The organism is Aquimarina litoralis, from assembly GCF_039523995.1.
Taxonomy (GTDB): Bacteria; Bacteroidota; Bacteroidia; order Flavobacteriales; family Flavobacteriaceae; genus Aquimarina; species Aquimarina litoralis.
Window position 1 is genome coordinate 1,012,303 of record NZ_BAAAGE010000001.1, and the last position, 17,032, is coordinate 1,029,334.

Annotated in this window: 16 protein-coding genes; 13 read left to right on the forward strand and 3 right to left on the reverse strand. The window is 32.9% G+C overall.

What is annotated here, in order from left to right; genetic code table 11:
- The 12 genes from atpG to ABD077_RS03980 all read left to right on the forward strand — a co-directional run bounded on the left by atpG (position 1) and on the right by ABD077_RS03980 (position 13,214).
- Positions 1-861, forward strand: coding sequence for an ATP synthase F1 subunit gamma (atpG, locus tag ABD077_RS03925; RefSeq protein WP_343910705.1), 861 nt, complete (start codon positions 1-3; stop codon positions 859-861).
- 187 nt (positions 862-1,048) lie between these two features.
- The gene (locus ABD077_RS03930) at positions 1,049-2,983 is read left to right on the forward strand and encodes a PPC domain-containing protein (RefSeq protein WP_343910707.1); all 1,935 of its coding nucleotides are present in this window, start codon (positions 1,049-1,051) and stop codon (positions 2,981-2,983) included.
- 105 nt (positions 2,984-3,088) lie between these two features.
- Complete coding sequence (locus tag ABD077_RS03935) at positions 3,089-3,742, forward strand: hypothetical protein (protein ID WP_343910709.1); 654 nt, start codon at positions 3,089-3,091, stop codon at positions 3,740-3,742.
- Positions 3,727-4,245 carry a hypothetical protein gene (locus ABD077_RS03940; RefSeq protein WP_343910711.1) on the forward strand — a complete coding sequence of 173 codons (519 nt, stop codon included), beginning with the start codon at positions 3,727-3,729 and terminating at the stop codon, positions 4,243-4,245. The genes ABD077_RS03935 and ABD077_RS03940 overlap by 16 nt, the downstream gene beginning before the upstream one ends.
- Positions 4,246-4,276: 31 nt before the next feature.
- A complete protein-coding gene (locus ABD077_RS03945) occupies positions 4,277-5,728 on the forward strand; it encodes a lipopolysaccharide biosynthesis protein (RefSeq protein WP_343910713.1) in 1,452 nt (483 codons plus the stop codon).
- Between the two features lie 31 nt (positions 5,729-5,759).
- Positions 5,760-6,194, forward strand: a complete 435-nt coding sequence (dut, locus tag ABD077_RS03950) for a dUTP diphosphatase (RefSeq protein ID WP_343910715.1) — start codon at positions 5,760-5,762, stop codon at positions 6,192-6,194.
- A 26-nt stretch (positions 6,195-6,220) separates the two neighbouring features.
- Positions 6,221-7,237, forward strand: a complete 1,017-nt coding sequence (locus tag ABD077_RS03955) for a sugar phosphate nucleotidyltransferase (protein WP_343910717.1) — start codon at positions 6,221-6,223, stop codon at positions 7,235-7,237.
- Positions 7,238-7,242: 5 nt separating this feature from the next.
- On the forward strand, positions 7,243-8,619 hold the full coding sequence (locus tag ABD077_RS03960; RefSeq protein ID WP_343910718.1) for a tetratricopeptide repeat protein: 1,377 nt from the start codon (positions 7,243-7,245) through the stop codon (positions 8,617-8,619).
- 6 nt (positions 8,620-8,625) lie between these two features.
- Positions 8,626-9,399 carry a lipoprotein insertase outer membrane protein LolB1 gene (gene lolB1 / locus ABD077_RS03965; RefSeq protein ID WP_343910719.1) on the forward strand — a complete coding sequence of 258 codons (774 nt, stop codon included), beginning with the start codon at positions 8,626-8,628 and terminating at the stop codon, positions 9,397-9,399.
- Positions 9,396-10,625 (forward strand): murein hydrolase activator EnvC family protein, encoded by a 1,230-nt coding sequence (locus tag ABD077_RS03970; RefSeq protein ID WP_343910720.1) that lies wholly within the window; start codon positions 9,396-9,398, stop codon positions 10,623-10,625. Before lolB1 ends, ABD077_RS03970 begins: the two co-directional genes overlap by 4 nt.
- Positions 10,626-10,808: 183 nt before the next feature.
- On the forward strand, positions 10,809-12,437 hold the full coding sequence (locus ABD077_RS03975) for a T9SS type A sorting domain-containing protein (protein WP_343910722.1): 1,629 nt from the start codon (positions 10,809-10,811) through the stop codon (positions 12,435-12,437).
- Positions 12,438-12,440: 3 nt separating this feature from the next.
- On the forward strand, positions 12,441-13,214 hold the full coding sequence (locus tag ABD077_RS03980; protein WP_343910723.1) for a TSUP family transporter: 774 nt from the start codon (positions 12,441-12,443) through the stop codon (positions 13,212-13,214).
- A gap of 3 nt (positions 13,215-13,217) precedes the next feature.
- Here ABD077_RS03980 and ABD077_RS03985 read toward each other — a convergent pair whose 3' ends face one another.
- Both ABD077_RS03985 and ABD077_RS03990 read right to left on the reverse strand, forming a co-directional pair.
- Positions 13,218-13,727 (reverse strand): acyl-CoA thioesterase, encoded by a 510-nt coding sequence (locus ABD077_RS03985; protein ID WP_343910724.1) that lies wholly within the window; start codon positions 13,725-13,727, stop codon positions 13,218-13,220.
- A gap of 204 nt (positions 13,728-13,931) precedes the next feature.
- The gene (locus ABD077_RS03990; RefSeq protein WP_343910725.1) at positions 13,932-14,975 is read right to left on the reverse strand and encodes an HU domain-containing protein; all 1,044 of its coding nucleotides are present in this window, start codon (positions 14,973-14,975) and stop codon (positions 13,932-13,934) included.
- 197 nt (positions 14,976-15,172) lie between these two features.
- Between ABD077_RS03990 and dprA the strand changes: the two genes are divergently transcribed.
- A complete protein-coding gene (dprA, locus tag ABD077_RS03995; RefSeq protein WP_343910726.1) occupies positions 15,173-16,276 on the forward strand; it encodes a DNA-processing protein DprA in 1,104 nt (367 codons plus the stop codon).
- Positions 16,277-16,279: 3 nt separating this feature from the next.
- On the opposite strand, the gene ABD077_RS04000 is transcribed toward dprA, so the two are convergent.
- The gene (locus tag ABD077_RS04000) at positions 16,280-16,984 is read right to left on the reverse strand and encodes an SGNH/GDSL hydrolase family protein (protein WP_343910727.1); all 705 of its coding nucleotides are present in this window, start codon (positions 16,982-16,984) and stop codon (positions 16,280-16,282) included.
- Between the last annotated feature and the right edge of the window lie 48 nt (positions 16,985-17,032).

The window sequence follows — 17,032 nt, forward strand, 5'->3', positions numbered from 1 at the left end:
ATGGCAAATTTAAAAGAATTACGTAGTAGAATTACCTCTGTATCATCAACGATGCAAATTACCAGTGCTATGAAAATGGTATCTGCAGCAAAGTTGAATAAGGCACAGATGGCAATCACCGCTATGCGTCCTTATGCAGATAAACTTACAGAGCTATTACAAAGTTTAAGTGCTTCTTTAGAGGGAGATAGTAGCAGTGCATATTCTGAACAACGTGAAGTAAATAAAGTCTTAGTTGTAGCGATAGCTTCTAACCGTGGTTTAGCAGGAGCTTTTAACTCTAATATCATTAAAGCTTCTAAAGATTTGTACGAAAATGTATATGCTGGTAAGCAGGTAGATTTTTTAGCAATTGGGAAAAAAGTAAATGATATTGTTTCCAAGACCCATACTGTTGTTTCCAATAAAAGTGAAGTTTTTGATGATCTTACTTTTGCTAATGTTGCCGATATTGCACAAGAGTTAATGGAAATGTTTACCAATGGTTCTTATGATAAAGTAGTATTAGTATATAATAAGTTTAAAAATGCTGCTACTCAAATTGTAACAACAGAACAGTTTTTGCCAATCAAACCGATCGAAGGAGAGAGCAATAACAATGTGGATTACATTTTTGAGCCGTCAAAAGAAGAAATTGTAGAACAATTAATTCCAAAGTCTCTTAAAACGCAGTTGTATAAAGCAATACGTGATTCTTTTGCTTCAGAGCATGGTGCACGTATGACAGCAATGCATAAAGCAACAGATAATGCGACAGAATTAAGAGATAGTCTTAAATTACAATATAACAAGGCAAGGCAAGCAGCAATTACTAATGAGATCCTTGAAATCGTTGGTGGTGCTGAAGCATTGAATAATTAATAATAAGTTTCTTAAAAAGAAATTTAAAATATATAATTTTGGAAAAACCTGACATAATATTTGTCGGGTTTTTTTATTTCCTATGGTTTCAAAAAAATATTCATAAAAGTGTGTTTGTAAGGGTAACATTTTCCCTGTTTATGGTACTTACCATAAAGTACTAAACATTAATTTTAAAACCGCTTTTATGAGAAAAATTGTAAACCTTTTTTACCTATGTATTAGTGTTCTAATATTGTCATGTGGGGATGATGATGATGCTATTGGGAATCTTCCACCTATGGAAGTGACGAATATTGAAGCTCAAGTCACCGAAGGAACCTTGGTGCGAATAAGCTGGGAGGAATCCGAAGATATTAATAATGATCAACTATCCTATGATGTAGTTGTTAACGGTAGAGTTGCTGCCGATAGGACCACAGAATTATCCTTGATATATGATGTATCTGACCTTATAGATGATAACTCAAAAAATTCACAAAAAGGCTTAAGTATAGAATTAACAATAAACATTAAAGCTTATGATACCAATGGAGGTGTTTCTGAAGAATCCGAAGTGAAACGAAATGTCTTCGTAAATAGAAATCCAGGAGAATTTGAATTTGCTTCGATTAATTTCGATTTTTCATACTACAATTGGTTAGAAGTTAATTGGTATCCTTCTGTTGATGAAGATGATGATATCTTATCATATGATGTATATCTAAACGACTTAATTCTCAAAGAGAATTATATTATTGGTTCTGATAATTATAATGGTATCGGTTCTGTATACTATAATAATAACTATATTCAGTATATAAATGAAGAAATCGTTATCAAAGTTGTGGCAAATGATAGAGATGGAGGTATAACAGAGATTACTAAAAGCTTTGATTTTAGAGGAACAGATGTAGAGTTAGGAACGCTTACATTGCCTTATAACAATGCTTTTGATTATATGATTAATCAAGATGAAGTGGATGGGAAAATTGGGTATGTTTTTGAAATAGATGAAAATACTGGATATGTAATTAGATCTGATGAGTATACACATCTTAGATTATCTGATGATCAAGGAAATTATATCGCGGGAAGCTCCCAAAGAATTTCAGGAGAATCATTAAGTCCAGGAACGTATTATCTCGAAATAGGTGATTATTATAGTAATACCTTGTCTGGTACGATAACATTCATTCTGAAGGATCCTAAAGAATCGGACATAAATCTTAATACATTATCAGTTCCATATGAAGAAGTGTTAAATTTTGATATACAGAATAATGAACCAGATAATAGAATTGGATATACTTTCGAGATCACTGAAGATACTGGTTTTTCAGCTTTCTCTGATATGGATGTTAGTTTTGAGCTTAAGGATGCAAATGGTTCTTTTATAACCTCTGGATATAGAAGAGCTTCAATAGAAACTATTCAGGCAGGTACTTATTATTTAGAAGTATATCATTACTATTATAACAATGTAGAACCTGGTTCTTTTACTTTGGTTTTAAAGGATCCTAATGAAACGGACATAGATTTAGGATTGTTAAATACCCCTTATAGTAATTCTGTGGATTTTACAGTGACTAGAAATGAACCAGATGGTAAGATTAAACTCTTATTTGAGATCAATGAATCTGTTGGCTATTACTTCGATACACAAATAGGAACATATATGAATTTGTACGATAGTAATAATAATTATATCAATAGTGGTTATCGTGATATCAATGGAGAGAATCTGAATCCAGGAGCGTACTATCTAGAAATTGAGAATCAGAATTATAATGATATTTCAGGAACAATCAGTATGATTCTTAGTAATTCTAATGAATCAGATGTTGATCTTGGTATTTTATCTACTCCTTATGATCAATCATTTGATTTTAATACAACAAACGAAGTGGATAGAAAAATCAGATATCAATTTACAGTAGAGGCTCAAGTGTCTTATGCTTTCCAAATTGTGAATGAAAGTTATGATGATTATATCTATTTATATGATAGTAGCGGAAATTATTTAAATGGAAGTGATTATTATGAAATTAATGGATCTTTGACTCCTGGTACCTACTATGTAGAGGTGGCAGGTTATAGCAATCAAATAGGATCAGGAACATTATTGTTTAACCTTCAATAGTTTTTTTAATAGAATACTAACCCCTTACTTCAACAGTAAGGGGTTTTTTATTTTTTTTATGATAAAGACCATATGCATTGTTTATCTTTAAAGTAAAAAAGAAAAATGAAAAGATTTAAACTTTGTACATTATTGCTTGTTTTATTGGGTATTGTCACCGTGAATTCTCAGGAGTCAGCAACCTTATACGAAGCTGGCGATATTAAAATGGGAATTGCAGCAGTCCCACTTATGGATTTGAATAACGGATTTAGTGGTGTGGCAGTAAGACCAAGTCTTTCTTACTATTTATCCGAACGTTTTGCTGTAAATACTTCAGCTTTTGTATTATTACCTCAGGATATTGAACAAGAAAATGGAAGAGATGCAGAGGTTCAAGCATATGGTTTTATACCTTCTTTTAGAAAACATGCAATTAATAGTGGGAAATTTAGTTTTTATTTAGAGTCTGGTATTGGTCTTGGAGCAATTAGATATGAAGCAAACGATCCTGCAGATGTTGCCATAGAGGATAATAGCGGAGGTTTGTTATTATTTACCGCTGGTGCCGGAATAAATTATAAATTTGCAAAATGCCTAGAGTTAGAATTTGGTCTTCCTTATATGTATGGACTTAATATTACAAATGGAGAAGATACCAAGTTGTTTTCTGGAGTGGCATTTAATCTTGGAATGAATTTTGTTTTCAATACCAGGGATATTAAAAGAATGAAAGAAAAACATAGAGAACGATTAAAAGAAAAATGGAACAAAGAATAAACTTAAAAAAGCTACTTACAAAAATTGGTCTTTTAGGAATTTTAATGACTTTTACACAGTGTGCAACAAGTCAAAAAATTGATAAAACGGCACCGGTGGAATTAAATTCTCCTTATTTTCAGAAATGGGTTTCTGGTATACAGGGTGGAGGTCAGGGTTTTATGCTATATTTCCCAATAGACAAGGAATCTGATGTAGTGTTACACACAGCTTATTTTTATGGAAAGAAAATTGATTTACAATTTAATCAAAAAGAAGCTGTTTACAGAGGTAAATATACGGATCCTCAAAGTGTAAAGAGAGATTTGATAATGAGTGGCGATACCAAAGATGAATATGGTAATAAAGCACCCGAAACAGAAGAAAAAATACCATTTGATCTTAAAGATGGTGAATGTATCTTAGCTTATAGTAAAGCTGGTAAAGAGGGGTATTTTAGATTAGATGAATTACCAGAAAAGGAATTGAAAGCATACCCTATGCAGGTAAGACCGAGGCAATAAAATCGTATTTTAGAGCCTTAATAATTTGCAATTGGGAATTTTTCAGAAACTTTTTAAGCAAACTTTTATATATGGAATGGCAACTGTGCTTCCGCGCATGTTGTCATTTCTTTTGGTACCCCTATATACAAATCAACTGCCTACAGAAGAATATGGTAAGGTTTCTATTATTTTCTCATATTTTGTGCTATTTAATGTGATTCTTGCCTATGGAATGGAAACAGCTTTTTTTAGGTTTTTTAATAAGGAAAAGAATAAGGAAAGCGTAATTAGTACATCAGCAATTTCCATTGCCATTTCATCCATAGTATTTTTAATAATAGCTTTATTGCTAAAACATAAAATATCTGCTTGGACTGATATTGATCTGAAGTATATCAACCTAGTGATTTGGATACTCCTATTAGACGCTTTAGTAATCATTCCTTTTTCTTGGTTACGCGCCAAAGAACGTCCCATCAAATATGCTGTTGTTAAAATTGCCAATGTGGCGATTAATTTTGGCCTTAATATATTTTTCTTGCTCTATCTTAAAGAGCTTTCTTTTCACTTTTCAATATTTGATTGGATATGTAGAGATGATTATGAAATCAGTTATATATTTATTTCAAATCTCATTGCCAGTGGTTTCGCATTAGTGGTACTGTTGCCATTTTATACTAAAATATCATATCATTTTGATAAAGAATTGTGGAAAAAAATGATGACATATGCAATGCCTATTCTGTTAGCTGGTATCGCATATTCCATAAACGAAACGTTTGATAGAATTCTTTTGGATATTTTATTACCAGAAGATGTAGCTGAACATATGGTTGGTGTATATTCTGCCTGCTATAAACTGGCCTTGTTTATGACATTATTTGCTACGGCTTTTAGGTTAGGAATAGAACCATTCTTTTTTAATTATGCGGCTAATAAAAATGCCCCCGAAACCTATGCCAGAATAACCAAGTACTTTGTAATCTTAGGATCATTTATATTTCTTTTTGTCATAGTTTTTGTTCATATTTTGAAAATCACATTTCTTAGAGATAGTTCCTATTGGGAAGCAGTAAAGATTGTACCATTCATTTTATTGGCTAATTTTTGCTTAGGTATTTATCATAATCTTTCGGTTTGGTATAAAGTTACGGATAGAACCAAATTTGGAGCGTATATTTCTGTTTTCGGAGCATTCATTACATTAGCCCTTAACTTTTTATTAATTCCAGAATACACGTACGTTGGTTCAGCTATCGCTACCTTAGCAGCTTATGGTACTATGATGATTATATCCTGGTATTTAGGAAGGAAATATTATCCGATTCCATATGATCTAAAAAAGATAGGAGGGTATATGATATTATCAATTAGCTTTTCGATAATTTCATTTTACGTATTTGATAGTAATTATATAATTTCTGTCCCGCTCTTACTCGTGTTTTTAGTAATTTTGTATGCTTCGGAGAAAAATGAAATAAAGCAATTATTAAAAAGATAACAACGCTTAGTAGAAGTGTAAAAAAATAGATATGCAAATAAATATCATCAACAAATCATCTCATAAATTACCTCATTACGAAACCATAGCTTCTGCTGGAATGGATTTGAGAGCTAATATAATTGAGCCTATCACTCTTAAGCCTTTAGAAAGGGCAATTGTTAAAACAGGATTATTTATAGAGCTTCCTGTAGGTTTTGAAGCTCAAGTACGCCCAAGAAGTGGGTTAGCAGCTAAAAAAGGAATCACGGTCTTAAACGCACCTGGAACGATAGACGCAGATTATAGAGGAGAGATAGGAGTGATATTGGTAAACCTATCCAATGAAGATTTTGTAATCGAAAATGGAGAGCGAGTGGCGCAGTTAGTAATTGCAAAACATGAGAGAGCCGAGTGGAATGAAGTAAATGAATTATCCGAAACGATCAGGGGAGAAGGTGGTTTTGGAAGCACGGGAGTTAAATAATCAACCAATCAAAAAATACGTAAATAATGAAAATTATTGTGCCAATGGCAGGAAGAGGTTCTAGATTAAGGCCTCACACATTAACTGTTCCTAAACCTTTAATCCCTGTAGCGGGAAAACCAATAGTACATCGACTAGTTTCGGATATAGCAAAAGTGTTGGGAGAACCTGTAGACGAAATAGCGTTCGTATTAGGAGACCCTGCTTTTTTTGGAGATGATGTTGTTAAAAGTTTGACAGCACTGGCAGAAGAATTAGGAGCAAAAGCTTCGATATATAGACAAGATCAACCGTTAGGTACAGGTCATGCTATTATGTGTGCAAAAGATTCCTTATCAGGTCCTGCGGTAGTTGCTTATGCAGATACATTAATACGAGCGGATTTTAATCTGGATAAAGATGCAGATGCGGTAATTTGGGTAAAACAAGTAGATCAACCAGAAGCATATGGAGTTGTAAAACTAAATGAGAAGAAAGAAATTGTAGAATTGGTAGAAAAACCAAAAGAATTTGTTTCAGATTTGGCGGTGATAGGAATCTATTATTTCAAAGATATTGGAGTGCTAAAAAATGAATTACAACACGTATTAGATAATAATATTATTAATGGTGGAGAATATCAGATCAATGACGGAATTAAACAAATGATGGACGATGGTAAGGTTTTTGTTACGGGTCAGGTAGATGAATGGATGGATTGTGGAAACAAAAATGTTACTGTTGAAACCAATACTAGAATGCTAGGTTTTTTGGAAAAAGATGGTGAAAATTTGGTAAGTAGTGATGTTACTTTAGAAAATGCCTCTATCATTCCTCCTTGTTGTATTGGTGAAGGCGTTACTATTACAAATGGATCGGTAGGACCTAACGTTTCTATCGGGGATGGTTGTACCATTGAAAATAGTGAAATTAAAAATAGCTTAATACAGAACCAAACTGTCATAAAAAATGCTAACTTAGACAATGCTATGATTGGTAATCACGTTTATTATGACGGGAAATATACTACTATTAGCATTGGAGACTATTCTACATTAGAATAATTTGAATGATTAAACTATATCGACATATTGGATTGAGTATTGTTTTCGCTATTTCTATGGCGAATAATGCTGTTTCCCAAGAAATAGAGTCACTTAAAAAGATAGAGATTTTGGATGACTTGGGAGATGTGTCAGATGTGTTCAGAGAAAGTTTCTTCGAAGCCTTAAAACAAAGGGCAATTACAAATTATGAGAAAGCAATTGATGCACTAGACAGGTGTATAGAAGCAAATCCAAAGCCAGTTGTTTTATACTATGAATTAGGAAGTAATTATTTAGGATTAAAGCAATATGATAAAGCAGCAGATAATTTTAAAAAAGTATTAGAAGAAAGACCAAACGACAGGTATGTGTTAGAGTTACTTTTCGAGGTATATTTTACGCAGAGAAAATACACAGAATCAGTTGAAGTAGTCGAAAAATTAGTCGTTTTTGATACTATGTATAAAGAACAACTAGCAAATCTATACTTTTTAGAATCAAGATATGATGATGCATTACGAGTGGTAGATGAATTGATAGAGGAACTTGGATTAGATGCTTATAGAGACAAATTGCGAAAGAAAATATCCTTAAAAATTAGTAATCCTAATTCACAGATAACAAGATTGCAGGAAAAGATTGCAGCAAACCCAAAAGAAGAACAAAATTACTTGAATCTAATTTATCTCTATAGTCAGGATAATCAAGTAGAAAAAGCATTTGGTACGGCTCAATTACTTTTAGAACAACGGCCAAAATCAGAACTGGCCCATCTAGCACTGTATAAGTTCTATTTGGATGATCAAATGCCTGATGAAGCTATTAAATCAATGAAGATCGTTTTATCAAGCGATAAAGTTGATGAAGAATCAAAGTATAAGGTGATCAATGATTTTCTGATTTATGTGGATAAAAATCCGGTGTATGAGGCTAAATTGGTTGAAGTAACCAAAGTTTTTTCAGAAGATACTGGGAATAGTAAAGTATTTACAGAGATTGGGAATTATTTCTTCGATAAGGATAGAAAGGAGTTGGCATTAAACTATTACGAAAGAGGAATTAAAGATAATGCCAGTAACTTTGGAATTTTAAGAAAAATGTTATTGTTGCAATTAGATCTTAAGAGATATGAAAAAGCAAAAGCAGGAAGTGAATTAGCTATAGAATTATATCCATCACAACCTATTCTTTATTTAGTAAGTGGTGTTTCTCTAATAAATTTAAATGATTACGAAGAAGCAATCGATGTTTTAAGTATTGGGATGGATTATATCATAGACGATTTCAAAATGGAATCAGATTTTTATGATCAAATTGGAGAGGCTTATCTGAAGATGGGTAATGAAACCAAAGCTAAGGAATATAAAGACAGATCAATTCAACTTAAAAAAAAATCTTAGAGAATAATGAATAGACTATTTTATCTATTATGCTTTTCTATGGTTATATTAACTTCTTGTAAAGGAACAAAAGCGGTTTCTGGAACTTCTATCAAGAAATTAAAAGCAGATAAGATTATTTCCAATCATTATTCTAATGATTTTAATTTTTCAACACTTAATGCTAAAGTTAAAGTAAGATATAATGATGGTAAACAGTCATTTAGTCCTAATGTCACCATACGCCTAGAAAAAGACAAGAAGATATGGGTAAGCGCTAAACTTTTAGGGATTACACTAGCCAAAGCATTAATTACTCCAGAGAAAGTAAGCTATTACGAAAAGGTAAATAACACTTATTTTGAAGGTGATTTTAAACTATTAAGTGATTGGCTCGGAACGGATTTGGATTATGAAAAAGTACAGCAATTATTATTGGGTCAGGCGTTATTCGATTTAAAAAATGAAAAATATACTTCTTCTATAGAAAATCAAAAATATAGATTACAACCAAAAAAGGAACTAGAATTGTTTGAGCGGTTATTCATTCTAAATCCTGATAATTTTAAAATGTCTTCGCAGCAGCTCAGACAACCTTTGGAAAATAGAAATTTACTGATTAATTATAAAAGTTATCAGAAAGCGGGAAACCAAGACTTTCCAAAAGAAATTCATATCATGGCTACTGAAGGAATTGCAAAAACCATCATTGAAATTGAATATCGAAGCGTAGATTACAATGCGAAAGTAAGTTTTCCGTTTAAAATACCATCAGGATACGAGGAAGTAACTATAGAATGAGGTTAAAACAGTTGATATATATTATTGGAGCGCTTTTAATAAGTGTTTCATCTTTTTCCCAAAGCACAAAACAGCAGCAGTTAGAGGAGCAACGACGTCGTCTAAAAGCGCAAATCGAAGAAATGAAAGCGCTGCTTGCAGATACCAAGCTCAAAGAAAGATCCGTATTAGATGAAGTAGAAACTTTAAATTCACAAATAAGTACAAGACAAAATCTCATAAAAATTACAAATCAACAAGCTAACCTTCTTACCAGAGAGATTAATGCGAATCTTAAAAAGATGGGATCGTATCGGGATGAATTGAAAGTCCTAAAAGAAGATTATGCTAAGATGGTCGTAAAATCATATAAAAGCAAGTCTCAGAACAGTAAGATCATGTTTTTATTGTCTTCTAAGGACTTTATGCAAGCCTATAAGCGATTGCAATATATGAAACAGTATAATGAGCATCGTAAGGAACAAGCTGAACAAATACAAACAAGAACAGAAGAGCTTCAGACCTTAAATAAAACTTTACTAGAAAGGAAAAAAAATAAGGAACAGCTAATTAATGAAAATAGAGATGCTCAAGAGCAGCTTAAAGAAGAAAAAAAGCAGCAGCAGAGCTTAATGGCGACCATTCGTAAAAAGGAAGGAACCTACAAAAAAGAAATAAAGAAAAAACAAGAACAAGCTAGTGCTATCGATAGAGCGATCGAAAAATTAATACGAGAAGCAATTGCAAAGGCGAATAAAAAAGCGGGTAAGAAAGCTTCCAAAAAGGGTTCGGCAACAACATTCGCGCTAACTCCTGAAGATAAAAAACTTGCAGATAACTTTACCGCAAATAAAGGAAAGTTTCCTTGGCCAGTTGGTACTGGAAAACTTACAAAGAAATATGGGCGCCAACCGCATCCTACACTTCCAAATATTCAGATAAATAGCAGTGGAGTGGAGTTAGAAACCAGACCAGGAGAAAAAGCAAGGGCAATTTTTCAGGGTGAGGTAATGGCGATCCAACAACTTAAAAATGCTGGGAAATTGGTACACGTAAGACATGGTAATTATATTACTGTCTATTACAACTTAGAGAATATTTCTGTAAAAGAAGGTCAAAAAATTTCTACAAAACAAAGTATAGGTGAGGTACGTGTAAATCCGAGAACAGGTCGTGCGATTATGAAATTTTTGATTTTTAAGGACACTAAGAAACTAAATCCTCAATCTTGGATTTATAAAATGTAAATTATTTGAATATTATTATATGCTGAATACAATAACCTTTTGGTTGTTATATTTAGTATACAACTGTAAGCTCTATTTGCTTAACGTTTATTAGCAAAATATTAAAAAAGTTAAAAATAATTAGGTAACAATTTGATGTTTTTTGACACATATAGATGGAATTAAACGAATAAAATATTTGACATGAGTAAACAGTTACTTTTTATAACAACTTTAATTTGTATTATAAGTGTTAAAGCACAAAATATAAGCATAGAAACAAAATTAACGGCATCTGATAGAGCGGCAGTTGATAATTTTGGTTGGTCTATCGATGTAGATAATAATTATGCTGTTATTGGAGCGCCTTTTAAGAATGAATTTGGCAGTGGAGGTGCTGTTCGGGAAGACGTTGGAGCTGTATATATTTTTGAAACCGATAATACGGGTAATTGGAATGAGGTAAATAAGATATCTGCTTCAGATGCACAAATTGACGATAGGTTTGGTTGGACGGTTGCAGTTGATGGTATTTATATTGTGGTTGGTGCACCGTATGAGGATGAAGATGTAAATGGAATGAATACTCTTAATAATGCAGGAGCTATATATATTTACGAGAGAGATGATACTACTGGAATCTGGTCAGAAGTTCAAAAAATTGTGGCTTCGGATAGACAAGAGAATGATAACTTTGGATATGCTGTTGCTATAGATGATGATTTCATTGCGGTCGGATCTTTTCTTGAAGACGAGGATGGAATAGGAAATAATACCATACAAGATGCAGGATCAGTGTATATGATCAAAAAGGGAGCAAATGGAATCTGGGGTGAGTCACAAAAAATAGTAGCTTCGGATAGAGATTTTTTTAATTGGTTTGGAGAGAAAGTTTCAATAAGTAACGATTATCTAGTTGTAGCTGCAAAAGAAGAATCAGAAGATGCTCAAGGAAATAATTATTTGGGTGAAGCTGGCGCTGCTTATATCTTCCATAAGGATGGATCTGATAATTGGAGTCAAACTCAAAAAATCACTGCATCGGATAGATCAGTATTTGCAAATTTTGGAACGGATGTAAGTATTGATGGTAATTTCATTGCTGTAGGAGCTATTTTAGAAGGTGAAGATGCTTTAGGGCAGAATACACTTACAGAAGCTGGTGCTGCCTATATTTTTGAAAAGACAAATTCAGGAATTTGGATTCAAGTTGATAAACTAGTGCCTTCTGATAGGAATACAGGAGATGAATTTGGTATATCTGTATCTATTCACGGAGATCATGTTATTGTAGGAGCTAACAGGGAAGATGAAGATGAAAATGGAGGTAATACATTAAATTCGTCTGGATCAGCTTACATTTATGAAAGAGATAGTTTTGGATCATGGAATCAAATTCAAAAAGTTGTTGCATCGGATAGAAGTAATGTAGATAATTTTGGTTTTGATGTATCGTTAAGTGAAGAATATGCTTTTATAGGAGCAAATTGGGAAAATGAAGATGAAAATGACACCAATAGTTTGAGTAATTCAGGATCTGTATATTTAGTTAATAGATCACCTTTATTAAATGTCATAGAACAACCCGATACCGAAAGTTATTTTTCTCTTTTCCCTAATCCTGTTAAAGAACAGTTGTTTGTAGAGTTTGAAAATATACAAAGTAAGGGAACAATTAAAATTTATGACCTACTAGGTCGAGAGAAGTATATCAAAAACTATAACAATGTTAAGAGAATGAATATTACTTTTGAAGGAGTCGCAGGGTATTATTTTGTTAAAATAGAAGATGTTAATGGAGCTGAGATAATAAAGAAATTTATAAAACTATAGTATGTGGAAATAGTCATTATTTCGGTCGTTGCTTTTTTAGTTTCAATCTTAACCTTTTTTTCTGGTTTTGGTTTAGGAACCATTCTTACGCCTGTTTTGATGATTTTTTTTCCGGTAGAAATTGCCATCGCTTTGACCGGGATAGTACATTTTTTCAATAATGTATTTAAGTTGTTTTTGGTAGGAAAGAATGCCAATAAATCCGTTTTAGTACGTTTTGGAATACCTGCAATAATAGCAGCATTTTTAGGAGCTTGGGTGTTGCTTCGAATTCCCGATGTAAAACCTCTTTTCATATACACACTATTTGGGAATACATTTGAAGTTTATCCTGTAAAATTTGTAATTTCCATTTTGCTCATCGTTTTTGCTAGTATGGATTTAGTTCCCTTTTTCTCTAAGTTAAAATTTGGCGAAGAGAAATTACCATTAGGAGGTTTTCTCAGTGGGTTTTTTGGAGGTCTTTCTGGCAATCAAGGTGCTTTGCGAACTGCGTTTCTTATCAAAGCAGGTCTCTCCAAAGAAGCCTTTATAGGAACTGCTGTAGTAGTTTCTACTTTTGTAGATTTTACCAGATTAAGTGTATACGCCACTAATGTATCACAATCTGGTATCGGTGATAACATTCAATTAGTCGTTTGTGCTACAGCATCTGCCATTGCTGGTGCTTTTCTAGGGAATAAACTACTTAAAAAAGTCACTTTAAAATTCCTGCAGGTTGTAGTAGCAATTATGCTAATCTTAATTTCGGTAGCATTAGGCGCTGGCTTTCTTTAGAGTCTAGGTAAATAGAGCTTTTAATTCAGTAGCATCATCAGGTTTCATTTTACCAGCAAGAACTAAACTAAGCTGTTTACGACGTAGTGCCGCATCGTAACGTTGTTGTTCTAATTCTGTTTCAGGTTTGATAGGAGGGATAGCTACAGGAGCTCCACTTTCATTTACAGCTACAAAAGTATATATCGCTTCATTAGCCTTCGTTTTATCACCACTTTGTCTATCTTCTATCCAAACATCAATAACGACTTCCATAGACGATTTAAAAGCACGAGAAACTTTTGCTTCCACCGTTACCACACTTCCTAGTGGGATAGCTTTACTAAAAGCGACGTGATTTACAGATGCAGTGACTACGATTCTTCTAGAATGTCTTCCTGCAGCGATACCTGCAGCGCGATCCATACGAGCTAGTAATTCTCCTCCAAATAAATTATTTAAAGGATTTGTTTCTCCGGGTAAAACAAGATCAGTTAATACAGTTCGGGATTCTGAAGGGTATCTAGCTTCCATGAATTTTGGTAATTTTTGACAAAGATAGCTAGGTAAGATTAACTTATGGTTATATCGATCTATAAAACTAATACTTTGGGATCCTATAAGGATTGACAAAATTTCAAAGTTTTTCTAAAAATAAATGTACTTTATAAAAATAATCCGGTATCCAATCACTATATATGCAATGGATTATTAGGAAAAGTGAAAACTAAAGAAAAATTATAAGTCTTGAACAAGCAACCAAGCACGGCGATCTTCCTGTTTTTTGATGTTTCGAAGGGCTTTTAATGCCTCTAAACGATTTTCGAAGCTGTAATACACTACTTGATGAAGACCATATTTGTTTACACCGATCAAACGAGCATCAAAACCTTTTGATTTTAACTTATTTACTTTTTTAGTGGCATTGGCTTTTATTCTGTATGCACCAGCAACAATATGATATTTTGATGAAGAACTCGAAGTAGTTTCTTTAGCAATTAAATCTTTAACTTCAGGATTTTCTTCTGCTTTTATAATATTTAAATTAATAGCAGGTAGTGGACTAGCAATTTCGAAGGTAGCTTCTTGAATTCTATTTTCAATCTCTTTTTCAGCATTAACAATAACACGATCATTTTCTAAATTGGTCTGAGTGTTAACCTGCTGTAACGCTAAAGAACCGATAACTACACCAAAAACTAAAATAGCAGCGTATTTCAAATATGGGCGTTGACGTCTTTTTTCGGGTGTAAACGCAATAGGAGTAGTTTCTTCAATAGCTTCAACTTGCTCTTTATAAGTTTCTCTTACAACCTCAGTAGTTGATATTTCAGAAAGCGATTCCTTGATTTCCTTTTCTCTAATAATCGAAGGAGATATAAAAGAATTTAAACCAAAAGCTTCTGCCAGATAATTTGTTTCCTGAGAAGGTTCAAATTGTATTGTATTTTCGACAGAAGTGTAAAAAGAACCGATTCCTTCTAAATCAACACGATTGCCAGCAGACATTTTATCGTTTAACCATAAAACATAACGCTGGATTTTTGCTACAGCATCTGTATAGGATATGTTTTCGGCTGTAGCCATATAATTAGCCAGTAAACCGTCATTGTTTTGTAATTGACTATTAAAAGAAATTATTTTTTGAGGAGGAAAAAAAGCATGTGTAGTATCTTGTATCATAGCAGGCTGACGCTTTGTTAAAAACGCACCAAAACCTGGTAAGATCACACATTCGTATCTATATAATAATTCACTTATGTATTTTGCCGTATTATTCATTTTCCCCTCTCGTAAATGCTATCTATTTATTTTTGATAGATCCTATTCCGTAATCATTAGGAAATGAATCTTCAAAATTTGGTTGTTTTTGAGTATATCAAAATTAAAAAAAATAGACATTACTAATAAGTAGAAGCTTTGATTTTATTAACATTTTTGATTTTTTTCGTTTCTTGTACTGACTTATAATAAATTAGATGACCGAAGAAAAAATTATTGCCTTATTAACGCTTAAGAAAACACCTAATCTTGGAGATAGTTCGATTAAAAAATTGGTTAGAGAGATCGGTTCTGCTGAAGAAGTATTAAAGGAAAAACGAACCAATTTGTTGAAGATTGATGGTATTGGGAGTGTAAAAATTAAGGAGATAAACAATAAAGAAAATAGAATAGCGGCAGAGAATGAATTACAGTTTATGCTGGATAATGACATTCGATACACCGCTTATGATGAAATTGAGTATCCCGAAAAACTGAAATATTGCTTAGATGGACCAGTGGTGCTTTTTAGCAGAGGTACTATTGATATTAACAATAAAAAAATTATCAGTATTGTAGGAACAAGAAAGGTGACAGGTTATGGAGTTCGTTTTTGTGAGGAGTTGATTGAAACACTCGTTCCATTAAATCCAGTAATTATATCTGGTTTCGCTTATGGTGTGGATATTACGGCACATAAGGCAGCTGTAAAGCATGGTTTACAAACAATAGGTTGTCTAGCACATGGATTAAATCAGATTTATCCCAAAGCACATAAAAAGTATGTGAAGCAAGTTGAAGAAAATGGTGGTTTTTATACTGATTTTTGGAGCACAGATACCTTTGACAGGAATAATTTTTTAGGACGTAATAGGGTGATAGCGGGTGTAAGTGAAGCGACTATTGTTATAGAAAGTGCTAATAAAGGAGGCTCTTTGGTAACAGCAGAAATTGCGAATTCTTATAATCGAGATGTTTTTGCAGTACCTGGACGTGCAGGAGATTCATTAAGTGAAGGATGTAATACACTTATTAAAACACAAAGAGCACATATGCTAACCAGCGCTGCAGATTTAATTTATATGCTTAATTGGGAATTAGAAGAGAAAGTACAACCAGCCATACAAAGACAATTGTTTGTGGAACTAGAGGAAGATGAAAAGAAAATATATAATCTCTTAAAAAGTAATGGTAAAGAACTATTGGATGTGATTGCGCTGCAATGTGAGATTCCAACATTTAAAGTAGCTTCTACCTTGTTAAATATGGAACTTAAAGGAGTGATAAGACCTTTACCTGGTAAATTGTTTGAAGCTGTTTGATTATCATTCCAAAATTCCCTGAACTATTGGAAGTATTTCTTCAACCCATAAACGATATTGATTTGCACTTGGGTGCAGATTGTCCGGAGCTAAAGCGCCTTCAGAATCACCAAGATTTCTAGAAATTGTAGTAACATCTATAAAGGGTATTTCTTGCGCCTCACACTGTTGTTGAATGTAGGTGTTATACATGTCTATTTCTTCTGCAATGACATCACTATTATTTGACCCAAAAGGTGTTACTCCATAATCCGGTATAGACACAACAAAAACCTTTTTTTTATTTCCATTGGCTAATGAGATAGCTTTATTTAGTAGAAGATTAAATTCTGATTCAAATACAGTAAAGTCTATTCTTTGAAATTGATTATTCACTCCAATAAGTAGGGAAACAATATCATAATTTTCTGGATCTTGTGTTTCTATGGCAGAGAGTAAATTACAAGTGGTCCATCCGGTTTGTGCAATGACCCTTACCTCTTCAATTTGTTGGGCTTCAGAGGTAAGAATGTTTTGTAACTGAAAAGGCCAACTTTCACTTTCAGTAACTCCTTGACCAATGGTATAAGAATCTCCTAACGCCAAAAATGAAAATTTCTGGATTTCTTCCGGTTGCTCTTCTTCCTCTACTGCCATCTGCAAAGTTTCATCAGAGGAACAACTAAAAACTATTACAAAAAGTAATAAGAAGAGAATATATTTATTCATACAAGATTAATTTTTATTAAAGTTATTGATTTTTGGCTCATTCATTAG

Coding starts and splice junctions, on each gene's coding strand:
- atpG (WP_343910705.1), top strand. CDS start 1: ATGGCAAATTTAAAAGAATTACGTAGTAGAATTACCTCTGTATCATCA.
- ABD077_RS03930 (WP_343910707.1), top strand. CDS start 1,049: ATGAGAAAAATTGTAAACCTTTTTTACCTATGTATTAGTGTTCTAATA.
- ABD077_RS03935 (WP_343910709.1), top strand. CDS start 3,089: ATGAAAAGATTTAAACTTTGTACATTATTGCTTGTTTTATTGGGTATT.
- ABD077_RS03940 (WP_343910711.1), top strand. CDS start 3,727: ATGGAACAAAGAATAAACTTAAAAAAGCTACTTACAAAAATTGGTCTT.
- dut (WP_343910715.1), top strand. CDS start 5,760: ATGCAAATAAATATCATCAACAAATCATCTCATAAATTACCTCATTAC.
- ABD077_RS03955 (WP_343910717.1), top strand. CDS start 6,221: ATGAAAATTATTGTGCCAATGGCAGGAAGAGGTTCTAGATTAAGGCCT.
- ABD077_RS03960 (WP_343910718.1), top strand. CDS start 7,243: ATGATTAAACTATATCGACATATTGGATTGAGTATTGTTTTCGCTATT.
- lolB1 (WP_343910719.1), top strand. CDS start 8,626: ATGAATAGACTATTTTATCTATTATGCTTTTCTATGGTTATATTAACT.
- ABD077_RS03970 (WP_343910720.1), top strand. CDS start 9,396: ATGAGGTTAAAACAGTTGATATATATTATTGGAGCGCTTTTAATAAGT.
- ABD077_RS03975 (WP_343910722.1), top strand. CDS start 10,809: ATGAGTAAACAGTTACTTTTTATAACAACTTTAATTTGTATTATAAGT.
- ABD077_RS03985 (WP_343910724.1), bottom strand. CDS start 13,727: ATGGAAGCTAGATACCCTTCAGAATCCCGAACTGTATTAACTGATCTT.
- ABD077_RS03990 (WP_343910725.1), bottom strand. CDS start 14,975: ATGAATAATACGGCAAAATACATAAGTGAATTATTATATAGATACGAA.
- dprA (WP_343910726.1), top strand. CDS start 15,173: ATGACCGAAGAAAAAATTATTGCCTTATTAACGCTTAAGAAAACACCT.
- ABD077_RS04000 (WP_343910727.1), bottom strand. CDS start 16,984: ATGAATAAATATATTCTCTTCTTATTACTTTTTGTAATAGTTTTTAGT.